This window comes from Nitrobacter sp., assembly GCF_047149785.1.
GTDB lineage: Bacteria > Pseudomonadota > Alphaproteobacteria > Rhizobiales > Xanthobacteraceae > Nitrobacter.
Window position 1 is genome coordinate 1 of record NZ_BAAGBE010000001.1, and the last position, 22743, is coordinate 22743.

Annotated in this window: 16 protein-coding genes, 1 tRNA gene and 2 pseudogenes; 12 read left to right on the forward strand and 7 right to left on the reverse strand. The window is 58.6% G+C overall.

What is annotated here, in order from left to right; all coding sequences use genetic code 11:
* Together ACMDCM_RS16965 and ACMDCM_RS00005 are read left to right on the forward strand one after the other, a co-directional pair.
* Positions 1-92 (forward strand): annotated as a pseudogene (locus ACMDCM_RS16965) (DUF983 domain-containing protein); the annotation flags it as partial.
* The gene (locus ACMDCM_RS00005) at positions 89-838 is read left to right on the forward strand and encodes an SURF1 family protein (protein WP_412771637.1); all 750 of its coding nucleotides are present in this window, start codon (positions 89-91) and stop codon (positions 836-838) included. The pseudogene ACMDCM_RS16965 and the gene ACMDCM_RS00005, both read left to right, overlap by 4 nt.
* Before the next feature lie 532 nt (positions 839-1370).
* Here ACMDCM_RS00005 and cyoD read toward each other — a convergent pair.
* The 4 genes from cyoD to ACMDCM_RS00025 form a co-directional block, all read right to left on the reverse strand.
* Entirely contained in the window at positions 1371-1712 is a 342-nt protein-coding gene (gene cyoD / locus ACMDCM_RS00010; protein ID WP_412771638.1) for a cytochrome o ubiquinol oxidase subunit IV, read from the reverse strand.
* Between the two features lies 1 nt (position 1713).
* On the reverse strand, positions 1714-2328 hold the full coding sequence (locus ACMDCM_RS00015; RefSeq protein WP_412771639.1) for a cytochrome c oxidase subunit 3: 615 nt from the start codon (positions 2326-2328) through the stop codon (positions 1714-1716).
* Positions 2325-4310 carry a cbb3-type cytochrome c oxidase subunit I gene (locus ACMDCM_RS00020; RefSeq protein ID WP_412771640.1) on the reverse strand — a complete coding sequence of 662 codons (1986 nt, stop codon included), beginning with the start codon at positions 4308-4310 and terminating at the stop codon, positions 2325-2327. Before ACMDCM_RS00020 ends, ACMDCM_RS00015 begins: the two co-directional genes overlap by 4 nt.
* 787 nt (positions 4311-5097) lie before the next feature.
* Positions 5098-5844, reverse strand: coding sequence for a hypothetical protein (locus ACMDCM_RS00025; protein ID WP_412771641.1), 747 nt, complete (start codon positions 5842-5844; stop codon positions 5098-5100).
* 814 nt (positions 5845-6658) lie between these two features.
* On the opposite strand from ACMDCM_RS00025, the gene ACMDCM_RS00030 reads away from it, so the two are divergent.
* The 10 genes from ACMDCM_RS00030 (at position 6659) to ACMDCM_RS00075 (ending at position 20099) form a co-directional block, all read left to right on the forward strand.
* Positions 6659-7549, forward strand: coding sequence for a c-type cytochrome (locus ACMDCM_RS00030; protein ID WP_412771642.1), 891 nt, complete (start codon positions 6659-6661; stop codon positions 7547-7549).
* The gene (locus tag ACMDCM_RS00035) at positions 7549-11193 is read left to right on the forward strand and encodes a nitrate reductase subunit alpha (RefSeq protein ID WP_412771643.1); all 3645 of its coding nucleotides are present in this window, start codon (positions 7549-7551) and stop codon (positions 11191-11193) included. Before ACMDCM_RS00030 ends, ACMDCM_RS00035 begins: the two co-directional genes overlap by 1 nt.
* A complete protein-coding gene (locus ACMDCM_RS00040; RefSeq protein ID WP_412771644.1) occupies positions 11187-11876 on the forward strand; it encodes an FKBP-type peptidyl-prolyl cis-trans isomerase in 690 nt (229 codons plus the stop codon). The genes ACMDCM_RS00035 and ACMDCM_RS00040 overlap by 7 nt, the downstream gene beginning before the upstream one ends.
* Positions 11877-11942: 66 nt before the next feature.
* Positions 11943-13484, forward strand: a complete 1542-nt coding sequence (narH, locus tag ACMDCM_RS00045; protein ID WP_412771645.1) for a nitrate reductase subunit beta — start codon at positions 11943-11945, stop codon at positions 13482-13484.
* A 122-nt stretch (positions 13485-13606) separates the two neighbouring features.
* On the forward strand, positions 13607-14650 hold the full coding sequence (narJ, locus tag ACMDCM_RS00050; protein WP_412771646.1) for a nitrate reductase molybdenum cofactor assembly chaperone: 1044 nt from the start codon (positions 13607-13609) through the stop codon (positions 14648-14650).
* Between the two features lie 34 nt (positions 14651-14684).
* Positions 14685-15362, forward strand: coding sequence for a respiratory nitrate reductase subunit gamma (narI, locus tag ACMDCM_RS00055; protein ID WP_412771647.1), 678 nt, complete (start codon positions 14685-14687; stop codon positions 15360-15362).
* Positions 15363-15616: 254 nt separating this feature from the next.
* Positions 15617-16873 (forward strand): MFS transporter, encoded by a 1257-nt coding sequence (locus ACMDCM_RS00060; protein WP_412771648.1) that lies wholly within the window; start codon positions 15617-15619, stop codon positions 16871-16873.
* Between the two features lie 125 nt (positions 16874-16998).
* A complete protein-coding gene (locus ACMDCM_RS00065; protein ID WP_412771649.1) occupies positions 16999-18072 on the forward strand; it encodes a tellurite resistance/C4-dicarboxylate transporter family protein in 1074 nt (357 codons plus the stop codon).
* A 1556-nt stretch (positions 18073-19628) separates the two neighbouring features.
* Positions 19629-19705: transfer RNA gene (locus ACMDCM_RS00070), tRNA-Met, on the forward strand.
* A 211-nt stretch (positions 19706-19916) separates the two neighbouring features.
* Positions 19917-20099 carry a hypothetical protein gene (locus ACMDCM_RS00075; protein ID WP_412771650.1) on the forward strand — a complete coding sequence of 61 codons (183 nt, stop codon included), beginning with the start codon at positions 19917-19919 and terminating at the stop codon, positions 20097-20099.
* A 147-nt stretch (positions 20100-20246) separates the two neighbouring features.
* Here ACMDCM_RS00075 and ACMDCM_RS00080 read toward each other — a convergent pair.
* The 3 genes and pseudogenes from ACMDCM_RS00080 to ACMDCM_RS00090 all read right to left on the reverse strand — a co-directional run.
* A pseudogene (locus ACMDCM_RS00080) lies at positions 20247-21323 on the reverse strand (recombinase family protein); the annotation flags it as partial.
* Between the two features lie 459 nt (positions 21324-21782).
* On the reverse strand, positions 21783-22298 hold the full coding sequence (locus ACMDCM_RS00085) for a GNAT family N-acetyltransferase (RefSeq protein ID WP_412771651.1): 516 nt from the start codon (positions 22296-22298) through the stop codon (positions 21783-21785).
* Positions 22286-22552, reverse strand: a complete 267-nt coding sequence (locus ACMDCM_RS00090; protein WP_009800169.1) for a type II toxin-antitoxin system TacA family antitoxin — start codon at positions 22550-22552, stop codon at positions 22286-22288. The genes ACMDCM_RS00085 and ACMDCM_RS00090 overlap by 13 nt, the downstream gene beginning before the upstream one ends.
* Between the last annotated feature and the right edge of the window lie 191 nt (positions 22553-22743).

Below are 22743 nucleotides of genomic sequence, written 5' to 3' on the forward strand. Positions count from 1 at the left end.
TCCCCCTCCGAGCCATGAAGTCCCTCCTCATCAGCCTCCAGTTCCATCACAACGCCGCAGAAGGACGGCCCATCAAAAAAAATCCACTATGAAAAACCCCGAAACTCGTCCTGGACTGGGCCTCGGCGTCTTCACGCTGGTCATGATTACCCTGCTGATCGGGCTCGGCGTATGGCAGTTGCAGCGCCGGACCGAAAAGCATGCTCTTATAGCGGCCCTCTCCGAGCGCCTCGCGGAAAGCCCCTCCGCCTTGCCAAGACAGTCCGACTGGGCGGCGTTGTCGCCGGCCAAGGATGAATTTCGTCGCGTGAGCTTCTCCGCGACCTACGAAGCGCGCCCCGACGCCATGGTCTATACTTTCGGCTCGGCGGTGCGCCCCGACGTCGCGCTCGGCACTTGGGCATTCCTGCCCGCGCAACTGCCCGGCGGCGGCACCGTCGTTGTCAATGCGGGCTTCGTGCCCAACACCAAGCAGGACCGTGGCCAACAGGATCGCGCCGTCAGCCCGCTGGTGACCGGTCAGCCTGTTACGATGACCGGTTATCTGCGCTTTCCGGAGAAAGCCGGTCTGCTGACACCCTCACCGGATCGCGACAAGAGGCTGTGGTTCTCCCGCGATACCGGCACGATGGCCAAGGATCTCGGCTGGGAAAATGTTGCGCCATTTTATATCGACCTCGAATCGCCGGTGCCGGCGAGCGGGGTTCCGAAGCCAGGCCCGCTCGACGTGCATCTGAGAGATGACCACATGCAATACGCCATCACCTGGTTCGGCCTTGCCGCTGCCGTGACGTTCGCCTTCGGCGTCTGGTGGCGCAACCAGCGGCGCTCTGCATAGCTCACAAACCCAATATAATTCATATGATGGTCGCTCCTGTATCCGGTCGGACAGTTCGGCGACTTACCTGGAACGGACCCGCATCATCCGACCCGTCGTGGCCGCGTTCCGCGAAACGGGCTTTCGTCAGAAAACGCCAAAGCTTCTGCTGTCGAACCCGCATTCCGTGCGGCCTCATGACCGACGAATCGAAAACCGGCTCGCTGGTGCTGTAGCGTTGTCGAGCGAAGCATATCGTCGGGTTTCACTTGTGGACGGATCCCGGTTGGCGTGAAGAAAAACGCGTCAAGTCAAAATCATAGAGCGTTTTCAAGCGAAGTGGCTACCGGTTCGCGTGAAGAAAACGCGTCAAGTCAAAATCATAGAGATCGCGTCTGATTCCGCCAGGAGCGGAACTCCTGGTGAACGTCGAATGCCGTCGGCGATCGATTGCAGATGGCCAGAACACTTCGGTCGTGGAACCTCGTCCGATCGGAGGACGCCGTTGGTGGCAAGATGTAGCGAACGAGGGTCGTCGTCGCATCGCCGCTGTTTACATCATGCGATAATAGCGACCGAACATCATCCACAGCGTGCCGCCGACCAGAACAATGAGCACGACGGCTGCGAAGCCAAGCGCGGCAAGTTTGTTCTGCGACGACGGTTTCAGGTCGAGGCCCAGGAAATACAGCAGGTGGACGACAACTTGTGCAATTGCAGCGACGCCGATGACGGCGAAGGTCTGCTTCGGCGGTAGCGCGCGGGCGGCGACGAAGCCGAATGGAACAGCGGTCAGGACTGACGCCAGGACGACGCCGACCAGGCACGACCCGATCGTGACGACCTTGCAATGCCGCGAGGCGGGTCTGTCCGGCGGTCGCGGCGCGGCCGCCACGTTAGAGAAATCCCGGAAGGTAGACGAGGGAGAAGATGTTGATCCAGACGATCACGAGGAAGTGCCAGAACAGACCCAGCCGATGAACCCGCGAGACGACACAAGGGGTCAGTCCGCGCAATGCGACCTCGCATCCCAAGAGGACGATCCAGACCAGGCCGGCGCCGACGTGAGCTCCATGGGTGCCGACCAGCGTGAAGAAGGCCGAGAGAAAGCCACTTCGTCCCGGGCCGGCATCGGCGACGGCCATGCCATAGAGTTCCCAGATCTCCGCGGAGACAAAGCCTAATCCGAGCAGGAACGTCACGCCCAGCCAGAGCACCGCGCGCGGGCCATTTCCGGCTGCAATCGCAACGCCGGTGACGCCGAAGGTCGCGCTGCTCGCCAGCAGCAGCAGGGTTTGGACAAAAATGCGCGGGAGCTGAAATTGAAATAACGTATGTCCGGTTGGCCCCTCAGCCGTGCTATGCGCCATCGCCACGAAGATCGCGCACAGCAGCGCGAAGATGATCGCGTCGCTCATCAGGCAAATCCAGAAGCCGTAGATCTTCTCGTCGATCTCTTGGGCGGCTTCGGCTTGCTCGGCATGCTCGTCGGTGATGACGGCGTCGGTCACGTCGGCGCCCCGACTGCGAGTGCGGGGGATGCCGCGCGGCGGCTCTCGATCGCTTCGACCTCGCTTGCCGGAATACGATCTCCGTCATGATCATTGAATGTCTGCGACAGGACCGCGGCAAACATGCCCAACCCACCGAGGGCCGCCAGCCACCAGATGTGCCAGATCATTGCAAAGGCGAACACGAACGACATCGCTCCGAGCAGGATTCCGATGCCGCTGTTGCCGGGGATGACGATGTCGTGGAAGCGCGCGGGTGGCCTGCGGTTGGCAGTTTCCACCTGCTTCATGGCCCACCAGGGATCGATGCCGTGCACCTGTGGCACGACGGCGAAATTGTAGGCCGCCGGCGGCGAGGCGGTCGCCCATTCGAGCGTCCTTGCATTCCATGGATCGCCCCCGGAGACGGCAAGCGCCGTTCGATTGCGGATGCTGACGGCGATCTGGATGGCGAGGCAGGCGATGCCGCACAGGATCAAGAGGACGCCGAACTGGGCGACGATGAGATATGGCTGCCAGTCGGCGACGGCGGCGCGATTGAGGCGCTGCGGCATGCCCATAAGGCCGAGAACATACAGCGGCATGAAAGCCAGACAGAAGCCGACGATCCAGTACCAAAAGGCGCGCCGGCCCCATTTTTCATCAAGACGAAATCCGAACGCCTTTGGAAACCAATACTGGCAGCCGGCGAAATAGCCGAACAGCGCGCCGGGGATCAGCAGGTTGTGGAAATGCGCCACCCGGAAAGTGGTGTCGTGGATATTGGACGGCGCTACTGCGAACAAAAACCCGGAGATGCCGCCGACGAGAAACGTCACGATGAACCCGATCGTGAACAGCATCGACACCGAGAATTGCACGCGGCCGCGATACATCGTGAGCAGCCAGGCGACGATCGTCACGATTGTCGGCACGGCGATGAGCGGTGCGGCGCTGCCAAAGAAGGCATTCACGTCGGCGCCGGAACCGATGGTGAAGAAGTGGTGCAGCCAGACGACGAACGAGAGCGCGGTGATGGCCACGGTCGAGTAGATGAGCGCGGTATAGCCGGACAATCGCCGGCCCGAGAACGTTGCCACGACCTCGGAATAAATGCCAAACGCCGGCAGGATCAGGATGTAGACGTGAGGATGGCCCCAGATCCAGAACAGGCTGACATAGTTCTCGACGTTGCCGCCGCTTTCGCCGCCGGTGAAAAAATGCATGCCGAGGTGACGGTCGAGACCAAGCAGGGCAGCGGCGACGATCAAGGCTGGATAGGCGAATATGATCAGGATGCTGGTGCATAGCGCCGCCCAGGTGAACAGCGGCATCATCATCAGTTGCATTCCTGGCGCGCGCCGCTTGACGATCGTGACGAGAAAACTGATTCCCGTCAGCATCGCGCCAACGCTGCTGAGCAGGACCGCCCAGATCCAGTAATCGACGCCGACGCCCGGATTGAACTGTATTCCCGATTGGGGCGGGTAAGCGGTCCAATAGGCGGTCGAGAATTTGCCGATAACCAGCGAGATCATCACCAACGCAGCGCCGGACGCGGTGAGCCACAGCCCCACCGCGTTCATGAACGGAAACGCCACCCGACGCGCCCCGATCTGTTGCGGAACGACGATGTTGAGCAGGCCGAGCACGAACGGCATCGCCACGAAGAACATCATGATGGTGGCATGGGAGGTGAAGATCTGATCGAAATGGTCCGGCGGCAGATAGCCGTGCGGTTCGAATGCGAACGCCTGCTGTGTGCGTATTATCAGGGCATCGATGACGCCGCGCACCAGCATGATCAGCGCCAGCGCCACATACATGATGCCGATTTTCTTGTGGTCGAGGCTCGTCAGCCATTCGCTCCACAGGTAGCGCCATCGACCGAGCCAGGTGATGAGCGCGACCGCGCCCAGCGCGGCGCACACGACGGTCAATGCACCTGCCATGGCGATGCCGCTGTAAAACGGCAGGTCGTCAATCGTCAGCTTACCGAGCATACCAACTGGTCTTCAGACAGGGAGCAATGCTCGCACGACCTGGGCGATTCATTCTCCAGCGGTTCGAGAGTATCGGGTGGGAGCACGAGGTCAATTGAAATCGGGTGATACGGGTGATGAATCTTATCATAAGCATATCATTGATAATATTGATGAATCTAGATCATTTGTGGCCGCCGCCAGCGAACGGATCAGCGACGGGTGTATGACGCAATTCGGTTATCAGATCGCATCATGAGGTCCACAGGGGTCATCCCGGGGGCGTGATCTCGACCATGCTTATCCTGTAATGAGTTCTTGCGGAGACGACGTCACTTTGTCGACGAATTGCAGTTCCGGTCTCATCCGGGACAGAGCCGCTCATGCTCGGAACGCAAAACCGCGACCGCCGACATCTCCAGCGCAGCCAGATCGTCTAACGATTACCCGTCGCGTAAACCAGCATGTTTTGAGCGGTTGAATCTCCGTCCGCAAAGCAGAGACGGCCCGACCGCTCGTGGAGCGTGGCCATGGTCGTTTGAGCCTTTCCGCTTCTGGTGCCCACTTCGCTCGAAAACGCGATAGTGGGTTTTGAATTTGACATTCGCTTGCCAGGCTTGCGGCGAAGCGGATTTTGAACGTCAAATCCACTCCACCAGAGTCTGGTCCAACGTCGTTGAATCAGACTCTAGCCTTGATCAGAGCCTTAATCGTTTGAACGAGCTTGATCGTATCCGAAAACCGGTTCTCACCCCGGATCAAGTCTGGGGCAGGCTTTTTCGGGCTCATGACCTAACGGACTCATGACCTAATCGTCTTGCGCGCTCTCCAGGTCCTTCACCTTGAGGCCATGCTCGATGAAGAAGCGGTACTGTCTGGAGTTTTCCTCGTAGAATGGTTTGTCTTCCACCGGCCCGTACAGCTCAAAGGCATAGTTGTTGAACTCGCCGGATGGCGACTCGTCCTTGACGGAGGCCATTTCCAAGATCACGCCGAAAGACGGAGCGCGGAGGATCTTCAATTGATCGATCAGCTTGGTCGCCGCCTTGACGGATGCCCGCTGCAAAGTCACCACCGCCGGCGGCCAATTCTGGTGATCCGGAAACGAACATACGATCGAATACATGCGCGTGGCGGCGGGCGGCGAATTGGGATCGTTCGGATTAGAGCTGCCCCGTTTGTGCAGACCCGATGCCGCCACCGAGCGGCCGGTTCGCCACGTCACTTCATCGCCGCTCTTGAGCTTGACTATGAATTCGGAATCGGCGGGCGTCCAATGCTTGCCGTCGTCGGAGCGGGCGAGAATTCCGCCGCCGGCTTCCCGCGGACGCCACAGAATGAAGCACCAGTTGATGAAAACCGGGCAAATGCGAACGGTCGAACCGATGTTCCTGCCGAGCATGCTGTGCCAAAACTCGCCCTGTTTGGCCGTGTCGAATTGAGCGAGTTCGGGTGAGGAGGCCTGAAGCAGCTTCAGTCGCGGCACCTCCACGTTGTCAAGACTGCCAAGACCCGGATGGTCTTGCAGGAACGCGGGCAAGCGCGACTTGGCCATGATGTTCTCCTTGAACATAGGGGATGGAGTTCCGACGCATGATTGAAGATTCCGCGCCGGGCTTCAATTTAATTGATGGACTGTTTCGGACGGCCCGCCGGCCCGCCGCAGGCAGTTGACGGAGAAATCCGGTCTGGACCGCCGTCGCTGCCGCGGCGCGGCCAAGAGTCGCAACGGTCGGCTGGCCTGGCAAGTCCTTTCGTCAGTGCGGTGGAGCAACTTCGAGCGAGAGCTGCTTGTGAAGCGCTCTAAGCGACCGAGTAAAGCAGGTCTCTTTCGAGATTCGAGACGCAATCGGATCGCTCGATCCGCGGCGCTCCGATTGCGTTTACCCGGTCATGCCATGGCGTGCGCACCTGTTCGTGCCACTTTATCTCAGTCGATTTGAGTGTAAATGCTTGATAAACAGATGAGCGGGCGCCGCAATCGGAGTCGAGTGTGCCGGTTTTGACCGATGCGCTCGCGCAGCCGGGAAAAACAGGGCGACGGAGCATTGACGCAGGCTCTCTCGTTGCGCTGATCTTACGTTTGCTGTTGCGCAATGAGGCGAAAAAAATACACATTTCTGGGATCAACGCCCTTGCGCTTTCTAACGATTCTAGTCTAGCATAAACCTACCGTCGCCGATCATGTGGGTCTGAGAACGGCGGGTCACGAGCGGGAAACGTCTGTTGTCTAACATAAACTTAATGCCCGCCCGATCATATGGATCTGAGGACGAGGGATCATGAGCAAAAAGCCCCTAGCGTCATGGCGATTAATGCCACTTGTTGCGCTAGCTACGACTACAGCCATATGGGCAGCGTTGCCGACCGTGGCTAACGCAGCCGATGCAGCGGCAGGTAAAAAATTATTCGAGGAAAAGACGTGTAGTGCATGTCACTCCGTCGGCGGGGGGGACCTTGTTGGTCCCGACCTGAAGGGTGTCACGAAAGAGCGCTCCAGCGAATGGCTGCATGCCTGGATTTCGGCGCCGGACGCAATGATCGCCAAGAAAGATCCGATCGCGGTCGAGCTGGTCAAGAAGTATAACGGAATGGAGATGCCCAATCTGGGCCTCAATCCGTCCGAGATCGACAACATTCTTGCATTTTTGGGTTCGGGCGGGGGTGGCGGCGCGTCGGCCGCTGCGGCGCCTGCTCTCAAGGGAAATGCCGAGAAAGGCAAAGATCTCTTTACTGGCAACGAGCGGTTTGCGAATGGCGGGCCGCCGTGCATGGCGTGCCACAGCACCGGCGGCCTGGGAGCCTTCGGCGGCGGACACCTTGGTCCGGATTTGACCGAAGTGGCAAAGCGCCTCGGTGGAGCGAGCGGATTGACGGCTTGGCTCGGGGGCTTGCCCACGCCGACCATGAAGGCGGTCTGGTCGAAACAGCCGCCGACTCCTCAGGAGCGCGCGGATGTGGCTGCGTTCCTTGCTCAGGAAGGTTTGGCTGTCCGTTCGGCTTCGGCAATATGGCAGTTGGCTGGTCTGACTGGGTTGGGTGCTGTGATCCTGCTGCTGATTGCGGGGTTCCGGTGGCGCAATCGGTTGAAATACGGGGTGCGGCGTCCGATGATGGCGGCGCCTACGACGGGACGAAGCACTGGCCCGTATAACGGTGGTTGGTTTACGGGAACGTATGCCGACGGCTGGATAGCTAGGTTTAAGGGTATGGATGGTAGCAGGCCTCGCGGCCGGACGAATGCACCGAGGAGACACTGATGAGCTGGATACTTGATCTCGTTAATCCCCGGGAGCGCAAGTGGGAAGAGTTCTACCGCAACCGCTGGTCCCACGATAACGTCTTCCGCAGCACGCATGGCGTGAACTGCACCGGTGGCTGCTCCTGGGCGATCTACGTCAAGGATGGTATCATCACCTGGGAGATGCAGCAGACGGACTACCCGCTCCTCGAGCGCAGCCTGCCGCCTTACGAGCCTCGTGGCTGCCAGCGCGGCATCTCCGCCTCCTGGTACGTCTACAGCCCGATCAGGATCAAGTATCCGTACGTCCGCGGTCCGCTTTACGACATGTGGAAGGAAGCGAAAGCCTCGCATCCGGACCCGGTGCAGGCCTGGGCCTCGATCGTCGGAGACGAACAGAAGCGCCTGCGCATGCAGAAGGCGCGCGGCAAGGGTGGTTACCGCCGCGCCAAGTGGGAAGAGCTGAGCGAACTGATCGCCGCGGCTTGCTTGTATACCGCGCGCAAGCACGGACCGGACCGGGTGATGGGCTTCTCGCCGATCCCGGCGATGTCGATGCTGTCGTTCGCGGCCGGCACGCGTTTTCTGTCGCTCTTCGGCGGCGGGTTGATGAGCTTCTACGACTGGTACGCCGATCTGCCGACCTCGTTCCCGGAAATCTGGGGCGACCAGACCGACGTGTGCGAAGGCGCCGACTGGTACAACTCGAAGTTCATCGTTTCGATGGCGTCGAACATGAACATGACGCGTACGCCGGACGTGCACTTCATCGCGGAAGCCCGCACCGAGGGAACCAAGTTCGTCGTTCTTGCGCCGGACTTCAGCCAGATCGCAAAATACTGCGACGAGTGGATTCCGATCCAGGCGGGCCAGGACACGGCGCTGTGGATGGCGGCCAATCACGTCATCCTCAAGGAGTATTATATCGACCGCCAGGTTCCCTACTTCATCGATTACGTCAAGCGCTACACCGACCTTCCGTTCCTGGTGGAGCTGGAGCCCAACGGGAATACCTACAAGACCGGGCGTTTGTTGCGTGCCAAGCGCGTCGCGCGCTACCAGGACGTCGAGAACGGCGACTGGAAGATGCTCGTCATCGACGAGAAGAGCGGCGAGCCGCGTGCGTTCAAGGGGCAGGTCGGCGACCGCTGGGGCTCGACGCACGGCAAGTGGAACCTGTCTCCGGAGGATACGCTGGACAACAGTCCGATCGATCCGGTGCTGAGCTTCATCGATCATTCCGATGGCGTGGTGCAAGTCGGGTTCGACGACTTCGCGAACGGCCGCATCATCTCGCGCGGCGTGCCGGTGAAGCGCATCGCGACCGACAAGGGCGAGGTGCTTGTCGCCACCGGCTTCGACATCATGATGTCGCAGTTCGGTCACAGCCGCGGGCTGGAGGGTGCGTTTGCGACCAGCTACGATGACGAGGACGCGCCTTACACGCCGGCATGGCAGGAGCGTCACACCGGCATCGGCCGTGAAACCGCGATCAGGTTTGCCCGTGAGTTTGCGACCAACGCAGAGCTCACGAACGGCAAGTCCATGGTGATCGTGGGCGCCAGCGCCAACCACTTCTACTACAACAACCTCTGTTACCGGTCGGCGACGGTCGCCTTGATCCTGTGCGGCTGCTGCGGCGTCAACGGCGGTGGCATCAACCACTACGTCGGCCAGGAAAAGCTCGCGCCGGTTGCGCCGTGGGCTTCAGTGGCTCTGGCTCTCGACTGGTCCAAGCCGGCTCGGCTCGTACAATCGTCGACTTGGCACTATGCCCATAGCTGCCAGTGGCGCTACGAGCAGGAGTTTACCGAGTATGCCTTGACGGCGCCGAATCCGCGCTGGGCCAAGGGTCATTCGATCGACCTCGAGGCGAAGTCGGTTCGTTGCGGCTGGATGCCGTTTACGCCGAACTTCAACCGCAATCCGATCGAGGTCGTGGCTGAAGCCGAGCGTGGCGGTGCGAAGACGACGGAAGATATCGCGGCCTACGTCGCGGATCAGGTCGCGAGCAGGAAGTTGAATCTTGCGATCGATGATCCCGATGCCGCGGAGAACTGGCCGCGCGTGTGGTTCATCTGGCGCGGCAACGCGGTGCAGTCGAGCGCCAAGGGGCACGAGTTCTTCCTGCGTCACTACCTCGGTGCGCATGACAACGTGATCGCGGAGGATCGTGCCAGAGGCAAGACGACGACGGTCAAGTATCACGAGACGGCCCCGCGCGGGAAGTATGATCTGGTGATCGACATCAACTTCCGGATGAACACGACGGCGCTATACTCTGACATCGTGTTGCCGACGGCGTTCTGGTACGAGAAGAACGACCTCAACACGACGGACCTGCACTCGTTCCTGCACGTATTGGGGCAGGCGGTTCCGCCGGTGTGGGAGTCCAAGACGGACTGGGAGATCTTCAAGCTGCTCGCCAAGAAGGTCAGCGAGCTGTCTCCGCTGGCGTTCTCCAAGCCGGTGCGTGACGTGGTCCTTCAGCCGCTGATGCACGATACCCCCGACGAAATGTCGCAGCCGGAAATTCTCGACTGGGCGGAGGGCGAGTGCAAGCTGGTGCCGGGCAAGACCTTCCCGCACGTGCGGGTGGTCGAGCGCGACTATGCGAACTTGTACAACAAGTTCATCTCGTTCGGACCGAAGGCGCGGGAGGATGGTGTCTCTTTTGTCGGCGTGAATATTCCGATCAAGAAACAGTACGACCAGATGCTCGACAACCCCGTCATGCCGATGCCGGATGCAAGGCATATGCGGTGTGTGGAGTGGGGCGGCAAGCGGTATCCGAGCCTTGAGGACGTGCTCGATGCGTGCAACACGGTGCTGATGTGCGCGCCGGAAGCGAACGGTGAGGCTTGTTACCAGGGCTTCGTTCATGAGGAGCATCATGTCGGTCTGCCGCTTGCCGACATCGCTGAACCGACGCGTGGTGTCTCTTGCACGTTCTACGATCTGACGCGTCAGCCGAGGCGTCTGCTGACGAGCCCCTGCTGGACGGGTATGATCAACGACGGTCGCGCCTATTCTGCGTGGTGTATGAACGTCGAGCGCCTGGTGCCTTGGCGGACATTGACCGGCCGGCAGTCGCTGTACCTCGATCATCAGTGGTATCTCGACTTCGGCGAGCACATCCCGACCTACAAGCCGCGGCTGAACCCGCGCAAGACCGGCGATATCGTGAAGAGCCGGGTGGATGACCGCTCTCTGGTGCTGAACTACCTGACGCCGCACGGGAAGTGGAACATTCACTCCACCTACAAAGACAACCACCGCATGTTGATGCTGTCTCGCGGCATGGATCCTTGCTGGATCAATGACAGGGATGCCGAGAAGGTGGGTATCGAGGATAACGACTGGGTCGAGGTCTACAACGACAACGGTGTGGTCGTGACGCGCGCCAACGTGAGCCGGCGAATTCAGCCTGGCACCTGCATGTACTACCACGCGGTCGAGCGTACGGTGTACATTCCGAAGTCGCAGGAGCGGAAGTGGCGTGGCGGCGGGCACAACAGTCTGACGCGTATCCGCATCAACCCGCTGTTCCTGGCCGGTGGCTATGCCCAGTTCACTTACGGCTGGAACTACTGGGGACCGACCGGCATCTTTACGCGCGACACCCATGTCGTCGTGCGTAAGATGGAGAAGCTGGAATGGTAGGTGATCTCACGACGCATGATCATGACCACGATCATGATCATGAACCGGCTCCGGCGCATCTTGGTGCGCCTGAGCGGGTTAGCGTCGGGAAATACGTGACTATTAACTACACGCTGCGAACTAACGGTCAGATTCGCCACATTCGGTCTGCTGTGTGGGGCGACGAGCCGTTGGAGTATCAGCATGGGAGTGGACGACTGCTTCCTGCCCTTGAGCGAGCGCTTGAGGGCAGGGTTGCGGGCGAGCGTTTTGAAGTGACGTTGCCTCCAGAAGAAGCTTATGGAGAGCGAGACAAGGCGTTACAGCAGCGTGTGCCGGCTGAAACGTTTGGCGGTGTCGATCAGATTGAGGCGGGAATGTGCTTTCTCGCGCATAGTGATGACGAGCGTCGGGTCGAAAACGTAATGGTCACCGAGGTGGACGAAGATAACGGGTATGTGGTGGTTGATACCAATCATCCGCTCGCCGGTATGACGCTCGAATTCGAGGTGAGCGTTGTTGCGGTGCGGGACACCCCTACACCAGCGGGACATAGTCAAATTGACCCGACAATGGCCAGCATGGGTGATGGACTTGCGCTGGCTGCCGCAGAAGCGACGGTCGCGTCGCGGCGCAAGTCGAAGAGCGACGATACAACCAAACCGTCGGCGCCGAGCACTGTCGATGATACCGGCAACGCATAAGCGCCAAGCGATAACCGAAAACGAAGCCATAAGAACGAAGCCATAGGAACGAAGGAGTACTACAACATGGACATCCGAGCTCAAGTTTCGATGGTCTTTCACCTGGATAAGTGCATCGGCTGTCACACCTGCAGCATCGCGTGCAAGAACATCTGGACCGATCGCAAGGGCACCGAGTACATGTACTGGAACAACGTGGAGACGAAGCCGGGCACCGGCTATCCGACCCGTTGGGAAGACCAGACCAAGTATCGCGGCGGCTGGGTGGTCGACGGCCAGAGGCAGAAGAGCCTGCGGCTGCGGCTGCAGGGCAAATGGGGCACGCTGAGCAACATCTTCTACAACCCCTATCTGCCGACGCTCGACGATTACTTCGAACCTTGGACCTACGACTACCAGAACCTGATCAATGCGCCGCTGGCCGACGAGCAGCCGACCGCGCGCGCGATCTCGATGGTGACCGGCAAGTACATGGACACGATCGAGGCGGGCCCGAACTGGGACGACGACCTCGGCGGTTCGCAGGTCTACGCCAACAACGACCCGAACTTCGACGGCGCCTCGGACGAGGAGATGCGCCAGATCAACGAGATCAACAGCACGGTGTTCTTCTATCTGCCGCGCATCTGCAATCACTGCCTCAATCCGGGCTGCGTTGCGGCGTGCCCGCAGGGCGCGCTCTACAAGCGCGGCGAGGACGGCGTGGTGCTGGTGAGCCAGGAGCGCTGCCGCGCCTGGCGCATGTGCGTCTCGGGCTGCCCCTACAAGAAGACCTACTTCAACTGGTCGACCGGCAAGGCCGAGAAATGCATCCTGTGCTATCCGCGCCTTGAGAGCGGCCAGCCGCCGGCCTGCTTCCACTCCTGCGTGGGCCGCATCCGGTATATCGGCCTGGTGCTTTACGACGCGGACGCGATCGAGGAGACGGCGAAGTCGCCGCAGGATCAACTGGTGATGGCGCAGCGCAATATCATCAAGGATCCGTTCGATCCGGAGATCATCGCGGCCGCGAGGGCCAACGGCATCCCCGATGCCAAGATCGAGGCAGCACAGAAGTCTCCCGTCTTCCAGTTCGTGAAGAAGTGGGGCATCGCGCTGCCGCTGCATCCGGAGTTCCGCACGCTGCCGATGCTGTTCTACGTGCCGCCGCTGGGGCCGGTGCTCGCCAAGGTGGAGAACGGCGTGTACGACAACATCGCCTCCGAATCGAGACTGGGCCCGTTGATGAGCTCGCTCGAGCGGTCGCGCATACCGCTGCGCTACATGGCGAGCTTGCTGGCCGGCGGCAACGAGGAGTTGATCAAGGACGTTTACCGTAAGCTTGTCGCGGTGCGGGTATACATGCGTTCGAAGAAGGTGAAGGACATCCCGGAAGAGGAGGTGCAGCGGGCGCTTGCCGAAGGCAAGACCACGGGGGCCGAGGTCGAGGCGATCTGGCGCCTGACGTCGATGCCGACCTTCGAGGAGCGCTTCGTGGTTCCGCCGATGGAGCGCGAGACGGCGGTCGATGCGCTGTTCCCGCAACTCGATCCGGTGTCGCATAACTACCCGATCCGCAAGGGCGCGGTCGGCGTCGGCTTCCACACCGACCCGGCGAGAGGACCATAGGCCTTCTTCGTGCCACGGTGCGCGAGACGGCGGTTGGTTTCGGATGTCCAACCCAGTCTCGCGCAACCGCCCGGTTCGCAAAAGGCTTGGTCTGTGTTTGTTGCCACACTTAGTTTCTGTAGATGACCATGAGCCGCTTTTCGCATCGAGCAGATGTTTTGTATTCGAATCGCTCCAAGATCTTGGAGTTGTTCGCGGACATTCTCGACTATCCTGCTCCAGATTTAGGTCGTAAGGCTTTGGAATGTGCGGCATTGGTGCGTGCTGTACAACCGCAGGCGGCTGCGTTGTTGGAGAGTTTTCGAAACTTTGCCCAGGAAGTTACGGTCGGGAAGTTGCAGGAGGTCTATAGCGGCTTTTTTGATTTGAACTCGATATGCCATCCATATGTCGGCTATCAGCTATTTGGCGAGAACTACAAGCGTAGTATTTTTTTGGTGGAGCTCAAGAAGAGCTATCGTGCAAGTGGATTTGAGTCGAGTGCCGCCGAAATTCCAGATCGTCTCTCGATTATGTTGCGCTTCGCCGCACAGAGCGATAGCGAGGATGTTGATGCCTTGCTTAATAAGGGGTTATTGCCGGCGCTCGAGCGCATGACGACGAAGCCGGAGACCGACAGTCACCAGCACGGCCATGCCGATATCGATGGCGACACAGGCATTGAGCGCGCGAAGCTGGATGACCGGGAATTGCGCAAGCAGCTAAAGGACCAGCAGCGCGAGGCTCGAGAGGCTCTAAAGCTAGTTGAAGGGCAGGGCCAAAAGGACGACCGAAAGCAGATGACGGGCCAAAGCCAAGGCGATGTCCTTGAGGGCGGCTTCTTGCTCGCGCTGAGCGAAGATTACGATATCGAGGAAGTCGAAAAACGTACGCACCCGTACCACCAGGTGCTTGATGCACTTCGCCTGCTGTTGAATGAGGGCATGACGAAAAAGCGCGCCGATCGATCGGCAGAGCAAGAACGTGTGCTCGGGTGGACGCGGGAACGATTTAATCTCGATGAGGATGAAACCATTATGGTGTCGGAGCTTCCGTGTTCCGATCCTGGTTGTCCTCCGGTCGAAACACACGTCGTGTTCTGGACGCAGGCTGGGCGTCAGCACTTCAAGGTTTACAAGCCACTCGCGGAGGTCGCGGCAGACGACCTGCTAGATTGGCGAGCGTGAGAGGCACATCCCATGTATGACGGAGGCAGATTCTATGTTTGACGTATTCCTGTTTGCGGTTTGGCCATACTTGGCGATCGTAGTAGCAGTTATTGGGGGCGTCTATCGTTACCGCACCAATCGCTTCTCCTACTCTACTCTGTCCTCCCAACTGCTGGAGAACCGTCGACTGTTTTGGGGCTCGGTGCCATGGCATTACGGTATTGTCGTTGTTTTGTTTGCACACTTGCTGGGGTTCCTCGTACCCGGTATGTGGGCGAGTTTCACTTCTAACGCGACGACGCTGTATACGATTGAGTTAATTGGCTTTTCCTTCGGGTTGCTCGCGCTGATCGGGTTGATCGTATTGATCGTGCGCCGTTTCACGACGGAACGCATCCTCTCCGTTACCAGTCCGATGGACGCGGCACTGCTGGTGGCATTACTTGTGCAGGTGGGACTCGGCGTCTGGGTTTCTTTGGGTTACCGCTGGGGCGCTGACTGGTTTATCGATACGGCCGTGCCGTGGCTCATTTCCCTGGTCTCTCTAAACCCCCAGACGCACTATATTTCAGCGTTGCCTCTCCCGGTCAGAGCCCACATGGTTATGGGGTTTGTGGTGATCGCGTTGTTCCCGTTCTCGCGCTTGGTGCACCTGATCATGTTCCCGTTCTGGTACTTGTGGCGGCCGTATCAACTTCAGATCAGAAATACAGTAAGGCAAGCTCACTGACGCTTGGTGTGAGTGCCGGTAGTCTGATAAATAGCGCGAAGTTGAAGTTATCGCCGGCGAGTATTGCTCGCCGGCGAGTGTTATGTGCCTCGTCTCCGAGGATGAGGAGGGAACGACGGACGCATGTCTCTGGCATTGGCCCAGATCGCGAAAGTGGGACAAAGTGGGACGGTGAGCTTCTTAAGGGTCTAAGCCAACAAAAAGATCGCCTTGTTGATATAAACAGCACAAACGTTAGATTTTAGGAGCTCTTCGTGGAACATCCAGGTGTCGGGCTTGAGAAGACGGACGAGCCTAAGGGCAATGCCAGGATTCTATTTATATCGACTATGGCGTTTGCTCTCGGCTTTGCAATTTGGGGAATGTTTTCCGCGCTCGCCCCGTTTCTCATTGAGTGGTATCATTTCACGAGTACGCAGGTGCTCATTTTGGCTGCGATGGAGCCACTTTTTGCTGCTGCCATTAGCATTCCGCTGGGTATTTGGACGGACAAGTATGGTGGTCGTACCGTATTCACAATTTTGCTCGTCTGCCTTTCGGTCGTTCTGATTTTTGGGACCTACGCCGAGGGCTATTATTCCTTCCTCTTTCTCGGATCGATGCTCGGTCTCGGAGGTGCGACCTTCGTGGTGGGGAACGCTCACGTATCGTCTTGGTATCCGAAATCAAGGCAGGGTATGGCTCTAGGTCTCTTCGCCCTGGGCAATATCGGAATTACTGTCGGTATGATGCTCGTTACGTTCGTGATTACCAATGTCGTAGACGCAAATGACCCGGACGGTTGGCGTATCATTTTCCCGATTTTCGCCATCCCTACGCTGTTGATGGCGGCGGTCTACATGTTCTTCACGTCTGATCCGCCTAACAGAAAGCTCAAGAATACGTCGATGAAGGAGATTTTCGCCGTATATCGTTCCGGCTTGGTGGTATGGCTGGTGCCCGGACTCTACTGGGTAGCCTTCGGAACGCTGGTTTTCTTCGCATCCACGATGCCGACTTATCTGGTTGATCACTGGCATGTGGACGCTACCAGCGCATCAGCATTTTATACTCCTCTTCTCGTGGTCTGTGTTGCCATTACCCGACCTCTTGGTGGCTGGCTCGCTGACCGGTGTGAAGTGTTGTCTATTCTGAGCTGGATGTTCGGTATGATGTCTGTTCTGGCTGTGCTGATGGCCTTGCAGTTGTCGTTGAGCTTGGAATTGATTGCCATCTATGGGCTGGCGTTGCTATCCGGCGCAGCGGCGGCAGCGGTCATCAAGCTGATCCCGATTTACTTTGAGCATGTCGGTGCTGTGAGCGGACTTGCGAAAGCTGCCGGCGCGGCCTGCGGCTTCACGATGACGGCAATTCTGGCGGCGAGCAACTTTCTCTTGGGCGGTTATACCTTGGGTTTTGTTGTTTGGGCGTTGATGAACATCGCCGCGTTCTATGTGTCGTTCTCGCGCGTTGGCTTCAAGGATGCGAAGCCGGTCCGCGACGCCGTTGCCGAAGCTGTTCCTGCACATTGAGGGCAGAGCGTCCCACGGCGCGGCCTCTCTATTGATGTCCGACCAGTTAAAAGACAATCGCTACCGCCCCTAACGAAGGGCGGTAGCACTGAAGCGGTGCTTGAGCTTAGGGTTTATAAAGTCTAGTGCAGCCGTTCGATCAATCGAAACGTCGCTTCCGGCTTCGCATGCGCGGTGCCCGCCGCCTTTCACCCGCCTATTTTGCATTGGTCATGGCTACCGGTATCGTCTCCATTGCCTCGGAGCGGGCTGGTTTTCATCTGATTGCTGTCGTCTTGCTATGGTTGAATACGACACAGTTTGTGGTGCTCTGGGTTCTTACGTCGTGGCGGCTCATCCGCTACCGCCGGGCACTCATTGCAGATTTGACAGATCATCGATCGGCACCGGGATTTCTTTCCGCTGTGGCCGCGACGGGCGTGATGGCAAATCAGTTCATACTCGCCGGTGCCTTAAACCTTGCGCTGGGACTTTGGATTTTCGGTATCCTACTTTGGATCGTACTGACTTACACGATTTTTGCTAATCTGACGATCATGGAGAGCAAGCCGACGATCGACCAGGGAATCACAGGGGCTTGGTTGCTTGCCGTCGTCTCGACCCAGGCAATCTCGCTTCTGAGTGCGCTGCTTGCGCGACACATCAGTCAACCCCTCCGCCTGGACGTCAATTTTCTCGCCCTTTCGATGTTGTTATGGGGCGGTATGATGTACATCTCGATTATTTCGCTGATTTTTTATCGGTATATGTTCTTCAAGTTCTCTCCAGCCGATTTTGTCCCCTCCTATTGGATTAACATGGGAGCGATGGCCATTTCGACGCTCGCCGGCTCGACCTTAATTGAGAATGCAGCGGATGCATGGTTCCTTGACGAGCTGCTTCCTTTTCTCAAGGGATTTACGATTTTCTTCTGGGCTGCTGGAACTTGGTGGATTCCACTCCTTATTATCCTAGTCGTTTGGCGCCATTTCCATCGACGGTTTCCGCTCAGATACGATCCTGCATATTGGAGTGCAGTCTTTCCGTTGGGTATGTACACGGTCTGCACTTACGAGATGGCTAGCGCGATGCGGCTTGAATTCCTACGTCCTATTGCGGATGTGTTCGTTTATGCGGCTCTGCTTGCCTGGACGGCGGCCTTTATCGGCCTGGTCAAGAAGCTTGCAAGTAATTTGATTCCAGCTCTTAATCCTCGCTGATGTGAGGAAGGAGTAGCATGAAGCTACGAACTTTCGCCAACGGCTGAGTTCCGAGATCGAGGTCGGTCGTCTGGACGCATGGCGGAGTTTTACAGATCGATCGCTACGAACATCTCGATTTCGCTAACCCGCGGGGGCTTGGACGAAAGGATGTCTACGCCGTTTTTCGATCGGCCGTTCCCTATACGAAGCTATCGGACTGATTCCGAGTGACGTTGCCTCCACAGTTTCTGTCCCAGTTCGTTTGGTTTTGCCGTATTGGATGGTGGAGCGACGGACTGGCGCGGAGCCATTGAGGCAGCGCAGCGCGAGCGACCGTCGCGGGGTGGAAGGTGCTGGCGAACTCGTCCGGTCTCTGCCAGAAGCGGTGATGCTCGTGCGCGACCGCCTTCATCCGCTCACGGACCTCTCGATTGTCGGGACGGTTGGTCTCGTAACAAACCGTCATGCGGCAGCTCGCCGATGGCTTTACACGCCCGCCGTTTGCTCATTCCGAGGGCTCCTTCAGGCGAGCGATAGCTTTCCGCCTGCCCGTGGGTGCACCGCTCCTGTCCCAGGAGATTCTTTTGCCCGCATTGTCGAGCATAGCATCGACCAGCAGACGCTTCAGCCGCGTGTTCTCACATTGCAAGCAGGCTGCGCGCGCCTTCGAGGTCGTGAACGTTTCCGGTCGTGATCAACAGGGCGCGCCGGCGGCCGAACGGCGGCCTTGATGAGGTGGCATCCGCTGAAGCCGATCCGTACATGCCCGTCAGAGCATAAAAGATATCGGTCCAAATTCCCTGACGGCTCCAGCGATTGAGCGATTGTAGATCGTCGTGTAAGGCCCGTAGACTTCCGAGCAATCACGTCAGCGCGCCCCGCATCGCAGCATGTGAACGATGCCGCTGATCACCCGGCGATCGTTCGACCAGATGTGCCCCGCTCTCGCCCGATCATTCCCCCGAGACGCTACAGCAATACGCTCCCGGCGAACCGTTCGACGCGTCTGGCACAACCAAGAGGGCCCATGTCTCCTTCCGCAGCAGCCTCTGGAAGGTCCCGAAGCCTTCCGCGGCGAGACCTCGCCATCGGTCCGCCTGCCCAGCGGATGCTTTGCGGTCTGCTTCGGTGCAAACGAGATCGCAACCATCGATCTCAACGATCCGCGTAGCCACCAATAAAAATGTGTCAGGCATCACTCCGGGTTTTACATCAAGCCCGGCAATGACGGCCTGTTCCGTTTCCGTCAAAACATGAAATGCTATAGTTTGTTCTACTGATCGAGCCAGACTTTTAGCGGAATCTTTAAGCGGGAGTTTTTTCCGAAGCCGGTTTGCACTTTATCAGAATCATGCTCGAAGATAACCGCCGACAGTGAGGCTGGCGCGTGCGTCGTAAAATTGAGAAAATGTGGCCGCAGCCCTTTCCAAAGTAAATCGATGTTGCTACATACGCTTCGCGCTGCAGGCAATTGCCTGAGTTGCCTTCTCCGGAATTTTGGACGGAATTTGTCGGTGCGCGTGCGTCGATGAAGTGTCTCCTGCCTGGATCTTCGAGGGTGCGCAGAGGCTTAGCGCGGGGTGGAGCAGCCCGGTAGCTCGTCAGGCTCATAACCTGAAGGTCATAGGTTCAAATCCTATCCCCGCAACCACCGATCCCTGCGATAGCAGGTCATCCAAAACCCCGGCTTCCGAAAGGACGTCGGGGTTTTTCTTGCCTGCCACAAAGCGGAGGATTGCCGCCAAGTCGCCGCGCAGGACGATCGCGAGCGTTCCGCCGTCCGGAACGAGATCCACTTGGTTGACCAGAGACCGGAAGGTCTCGGCAGCCTGGGGCTCCGTTTTCCCACTCTGGAGTTCCCGGTGAAGGGCAGCGATCTTCTGGTGATAGATTTCCGCCATGTTTGGGTGCAGCAGGGGCGGCGGCTCTTGGGCGCTGGCCAGCAGTTCGGTCAATTTGGCCTTACGCGCTTCGAGCGTGCCAATCTTGTCCTTCAACCTGGCTCCGGGTACGCCATCAAGAATGGCCTGGATGGCTTTATCTAGCTCGCGTTCGGTCCGCTCCGATTCTCGCCGCCATGCTTCGAAATCGGTGCTTCGCTCGATCCGACGACGGTTCACCTCCCGCGTAAATTCCTGACAAAATTCCTTGAACAGGCCGGGCTCCATTAGGTGGGTATTCAACCCGGTCAGGATCGACTTCTCAAGTGCATCGCGACGGATATTCAGCCGGTTCTCGCAAATGCCCTTGTTGCGGGCGCCGAAGCACCCGAGCAGGTCCTTCGAAATCATGGTGTAGCCGTTGCCACAGCATCCACATTTGACGAGGCCGGTGAATAGATGCTTTGGCCGCCGGCGCTCGTTCAGCGTGTTTTCGCCCGGCTCCGTCGGCGGCTCATAAGCAAGGCTCTTCTGGCGCGCCTTCGCCGCGTCCCACACTTCCTGGTCCACAATACGCAGTTCTGGCACGTCCTGAATGACCCACTCGCTCTCCGGGTTGAGGCGCGAGACACGCTTACCTGTGTCCGGGTCCTTCAGATAGCGGAGCCGGTTCCAGACAAGCTTGCCAACATAAAGTTCGTTGTTGAGGATGCCGACGCCGCGCTTTGGGTTGCCGTGGATCGTCGTTGGGCCCCATTCGCTGCCCTGCGGCCCCGGCACACCCTCCTTGTTCAGTGTCATGGCGATCGTGCGCGACGACTGACCGGCCAGATAGTCCACGAAAATGCGACGGACAATGGCCGCCTCGGCTTCGTTGATCGTGCGGTCGCCGCGGATCGCTTCGCCATTGGCGTCAAATTGCTTGACGACATCATAGCCGTAACACAACCCGCCGCCCGACTTGCCTTCCGCGACACGCCCGCGAAGGCCGCGTCGCGTCTTGTCGGCCAGGTCCTTCAAGTAGAGCGCACCCATCGTCCCCTTGAGACCGATGTGCAACTCATTCACTTCGCCTTCCGACAGCGTCACAATGCTGATGCCGACAAAGCGCATGCGCTTGTAAAAGCCGGCGATGTCTTCCTGATCGCGTGACAACCGATCGAGCGATTCCGTCAGGATGAGATCAAATCGGCGCTTGAGGCCGTCTGCGATCAATTCCTGAACGCCGGGACGCAGAAGCGACGCGCCGGAAATGGCGCGGTCGGTATAGCTGCCAACAATCTTCCAACCTTCGCGGTCAGCGCGAGCACGGCACAGCCGAAGCTGATCCTCGATCGAGGCGTCGCGCTGATTGTCCGACGAATAACGGGCGTAAAGCGCGACTCTCATGAGATGACCTCCCTATTTACGGAGGCGATCGCGGGAGGCGCGCTCCCATTCCGTGTCAACGAACTCCCGTGCGGCTTGTCGCGCAAGCAGGCGGACCAGCGCGACGAGGCGCGGGTCGGGCGTTGCGGGGTCGTAAGCCTCCGCGCGCTCGGACGGCACGAGAACCAACCGCACGCTTTCGGCTGTCGTCCTTCTTGGTCTTGCCACCACCATCGCCTCGTCGCCGAGCAGCCCATTCCACTCACGGCGGACAGTGACCCCAAGGTTGGCAATTTAGAATGCGAATTTCCGGTCACGTCAGCGGTCTCCCGCGTAGAGCGCTCGCCGACTATGCTTTGCTTCGCAGATGATCGTAACGTCTGCGGCGACAAGAGCGAGCGTTGTCGTAAAAATACTTGATTTTGGCGGTTTGTCATGCGGCAGATGTCCAAATCCATACAAACCGAGAATGCTTCTATTTTACTCTGCGTCGAAGCCATTGCGTACCAGATCCTTGATACGGACAATCATGCTGCGACGCGGATCGTAAGGTAGCTCCTCGAAACCGAAACTTTGATAAAAGCTGCGTATCTCGTCATCGAGTGGATGCGTCAGCACGCCGTAGCAGCCGATTTCCCGCGCCACGCCCGCCGCGGTTTTCAGCGCGTAGAACATCAGCGATCGTCCAATCCCCATGCCCTGAAATCGCGTGTCGACGGCAAGTTGGCCGAGCAGGAAGATCGGAATATTCTCCGGTCTGTTCCGTTGCGACGCCTTTGGCAAATACTCGCGCTCGATATGTCCCATGCTGAGCGTGACGTACCCGGCGATCATTCCGGTTTCAACGTCGCATATGACCGTGCTTCGCGACACGTCGGTCTGCTGGTTGCGCCAGGCGTGTCGACGAAACCATTGGTTCATCGACTCGCGACCGCAATCGAAACTATTGCAATCGTCAACTTCCTCAAGCTGGCGCGGTGGCGTCAGTCTTGCCATACCGGGCGGCTCTTCGAGAGCTTTTTCAGCGCAGGAATATCCTTGGCTGGGCTGTTCACCCACGCCTCGAATTTCTTCCACTTCGCGGCCGGGATAATCACGCGATCCTGCTGAAGAAGCTCGATCTCGGCCGCTTCCACCGCCTTACGGCGAATGAAATCACTCAGATTGGTGCGGGATTGATCCGCTGCAGCCTCAAGCAGCTCACGTTCCTTTTGGGATACCCGCACGCTCACAGGCGCGAGATTGGACATGATGGCTTCCCTTTCTATTCGTATGACAATAGCATACGAATGCGCTGAGAGCGAGCAATTTTTTTGACGATCGTCAGTGTCCGACAGCAGCCATTGAATAGAGGCTACGGAGAGCCCCGCTCGCTTTGTCTTGATCGGCCGCGGCTGACGCCTTGCCGATCGTTGGTGGGGAGAGATGGTCTTAGCCATCT

Excerpts from the sequence above, each read along its gene's own strand:
- ACMDCM_RS00005 (WP_412771637.1), top strand. The coding sequence starts at position 89 with ATGAAAAACCCCGAAACTCGTCCTGGACTGGGCCTCGGCGTCTTCACG.
- ACMDCM_RS00020 (WP_412771640.1), bottom strand. The coding sequence starts at position 4,310 with ATGCTCGGTAAGCTGACGATTGACGACCTGCCGTTTTACAGCGGCATC.
- ACMDCM_RS00025 (WP_412771641.1), bottom strand. The coding sequence starts at position 5,844 with ATGGCCAAGTCGCGCTTGCCCGCGTTCCTGCAAGACCATCCGGGTCTT.
- ACMDCM_RS00035 (WP_412771643.1), top strand. The coding sequence starts at position 7,549 with ATGAGCTGGATACTTGATCTCGTTAATCCCCGGGAGCGCAAGTGGGAA.
- ACMDCM_RS00040 (WP_412771644.1), top strand. The coding sequence starts at position 11,187 with ATGGTAGGTGATCTCACGACGCATGATCATGACCACGATCATGATCAT.
- narH (WP_412771645.1), top strand. The coding sequence starts at position 11,943 with ATGGACATCCGAGCTCAAGTTTCGATGGTCTTTCACCTGGATAAGTGC.
- narJ (WP_412771646.1), top strand. The coding sequence starts at position 13,607 with ATGACCATGAGCCGCTTTTCGCATCGAGCAGATGTTTTGTATTCGAAT.
- narI (WP_412771647.1), top strand. The coding sequence starts at position 14,685 with ATGTTTGACGTATTCCTGTTTGCGGTTTGGCCATACTTGGCGATCGTA.
- ACMDCM_RS00085 (WP_412771651.1), bottom strand. The coding sequence starts at position 22,298 with ATGGCAAGACTGACGCCACCGCGCCAGCTTGAGGAAGTTGACGATTGC.
- ACMDCM_RS00090 (WP_009800169.1), bottom strand. The coding sequence starts at position 22,552 with ATGTCCAATCTCGCGCCTGTGAGCGTGCGGGTATCCCAAAAGGAACGT.